We start from the raw sequence: 2,403 nt of genomic DNA on the forward strand, positions 1-2,403 counted from the left end.
AAAGCATTAAAAGCGAAAATCCCTACATTTGCTCACCTGCCTTTGCTACATTTTGATGATAGCAAGATATCGAAACGGAAAGGCGGGCTGGATATCAAATCTATAAAAGAAGATGAAATTGAACCGATGGCACTAGTTAGTTATTTAGTGAAGCTTGGAACATCCAATCCAATTGAAGCTTGCGCCTGTATGCAATCTTTGATTGATTCATTTGACATTAAAAAATTTAGCTCAGCATCTGCACAATTCAGCTTGAGTGAAATGTATAAGCTAAATAGCAAAGTGCTGCAACAAATGCTATTTGAAATGGTGCAAGACCGTTTAAATCAAATTGGAGTGGGCTCCTCAGAGTTTTGGTATTTTATAAGGAACAATATAGAAAGGTTTTCTGAGGTGGCCAAGTGGTGGAAAATATGCAAATCTGATATAGAGCCTGTGATTCTTGATAAGGAGCTTATAAAAATTGCGTTCAATGCATTGCCCCAAGGTGATTGTAATGAAAACACGTTGTCAGAATGGGTCAAAACTATTCGACAAACAGTGGATATAAAGGCAAAAAACCTATTTACGCAGTTGCGTTCAGCTTTAACAGGAACAGAAACAGGACCAGAGCTCGCTAAACTATTAATTTTTATCGGCAAAGAAAATATCATTGCAAGGTTAAAAGAAAAGTGAAAACTAAAGAATTATAGCTAATGCCATTACACCGTCATACCGCGATTCATTCGCGGTATCTCTTAGCCGCTAACAAGCAGCGGGATGACGGTTGTTGTTTAGCTATAAATATTAAGAAATTTACCAAATGAAAAAAAAGGCAAAAGAAGCCCTGGGGTTATTATCCGCTTTAAAATATTGGCGTTTTTTATGTTTTAAACGCTTGACAAGCGAGATTCAGCCGCTTTTAATTGCAACTAACTTACGCTGCAAATGTTTAAGAAATTTACTAAGCAGAAAAAAAGACAAAGAATCCCCGAGTTAGCTAGTCTTTTACTATCTCTGTCGAGTATTGGCATTTTTTGATGTTTTGTAACGCTTTATAAGCGCGTTCAGCTTATTTAGATAAAAATCTAGATGTAGATGAAGTTTTGTAAAGACATACAGTATCTATATACTGCAAAAAATTGAACATAAGACGCCGATACATTAAGTAATCCTTACCTTTTAATCTGCAGATTGGCGAAAGCAAATACAATAGCTTCACTATCATGATAAGGGCGCTGGCGGAGTTTGTCAAGTAAGTTTTTGTATTTTAATTTTAGAATTTTATAGGCTTTTGTTCTCATGAAAATTATGTTCTCATGAGTAAATTAATGTTATCCTTTTTTGTTGATCTAAAGTTTTTTATGTTCATACACTTGCGTGTTCATAGTGTTTATTCGCTGCTTGAAAGCTCGGTTAAAATTGAGGAGCTGATCGGCCTNNNNTTGCGAAATAAAATGCCAGCGGTTGCAATTACTGATTCAGGTAACTTGTTTGGCTCACTTGAATTTGCAGAATATGCGGCAAGTAGGGGAATACAGCTAATAATAGGATGCAATATTATAGTTAAACATTCAGAACAAAATTTACCTATATTATTGCTTGCAAAAAATGAGCAAGGGTACACTAATTTAGTCACTTTGGTGAGTGAGTCTTTTAGAAAGCGCAAGAATAACAGCGATATTCCTTACGTTGATTTTGATGAGCTATTGAATTTAAGTACGGGTCTGATCGCTTTAACCGGTGGATGTTTGGCTCAACTATTGTTGGGGCAAGATAAAGAAACGGTTGAAAAACTGCTTTCAGCATTTAATGGTCATTTATATGTTGAATTGCAGCGTCATGGGCTGAATAAAGAGCTAGAGCTTGAAGAAGCTTTGATAGACTTTGCTTATCAGCGCAATATACCACTAGTTGCAACGAACGATGTGTTTTTTCCAAATAGGTCTGACTATGAGGCTTATGATATATTAACGTGTATATCGGAGGGGAGTTATGCCCTGGAGAATAACAGAAAGAAGTTAACTACCGAGCATTACTTCAAGTCTGTGGCAGAAATGGAGGAGCTGTTCAGCGACATTCCCGAAGCAATTCATAACACTTTAGTGATAGCTAAGCGGTGCTCTTACATGCCAAGAAGCAGGCAGCCTATTTTGCCTAAATTTCCTTGTCGAGAAAATAAAACTGAGAATGAAGAACTGAGGGAGCAGGCAGTTGCAGGATTAGAATTCCGTATTGCGAATGAGACAGACATAGACCTTAAACAATACTACGATCGGCTGAATTACGAACTGAGTGTGATAACTTCGATGAACTACGCTGGCTACTTTTTGATAGTTTCTGATTTCATTCGTTGGAGCAAAGCAAATGGCATTCCAGTTGGTCCAGGAAGAGGCTCTGGTGCTGGATCAATTGTTGCTTGGG

The 2,403-nt window shown here is 37.3% G+C and carries 3 protein-coding genes; all 3 read left to right on the forward strand.

Annotated features, from left to right (window positions below; all coding sequences use genetic code 11):
• Nucleotides 1-675 (forward strand): glutamate--tRNA ligase family protein (locus WG67_RS08480; RefSeq protein ID WP_458694896.1); only part of this gene is annotated, 675 nt, incomplete at its 5' end.
• Between the two features lie 127 nt (nucleotides 676-802).
• Nucleotides 803-979 carry a hypothetical protein gene (locus tag WG67_RS08485; protein ID WP_179945710.1) on the forward strand — a complete coding sequence of 59 codons (177 nt, stop codon included), beginning with the start codon at nucleotides 803-805 and terminating at the stop codon, nucleotides 977-979.
• 364 nt (nucleotides 980-1,343) lie between these two features.
• Nucleotides 1,344-2,403: PHP domain-containing protein (locus WG67_RS08490; protein ID WP_458695011.1), on the forward strand; the 1,060-nt coding region annotated here is incomplete at its 3' end.

Source organism: Wolbachia endosymbiont of Drosophila incompta (assembly GCF_001758565.1).
Classification (GTDB): Bacteria; Pseudomonadota; Alphaproteobacteria; order Rickettsiales; family Anaplasmataceae; genus Wolbachia; species Wolbachia pipientis.

Bases quoted from the DNA above. Each gene is read 5' to 3' on its own strand.
- WG67_RS08485 (WP_179945710.1), top strand. From the start codon at position 803: ATGAAAAAAAAGGCAAAAGAAGCCCTGGGGTTATTATCCGCTTTAAAA.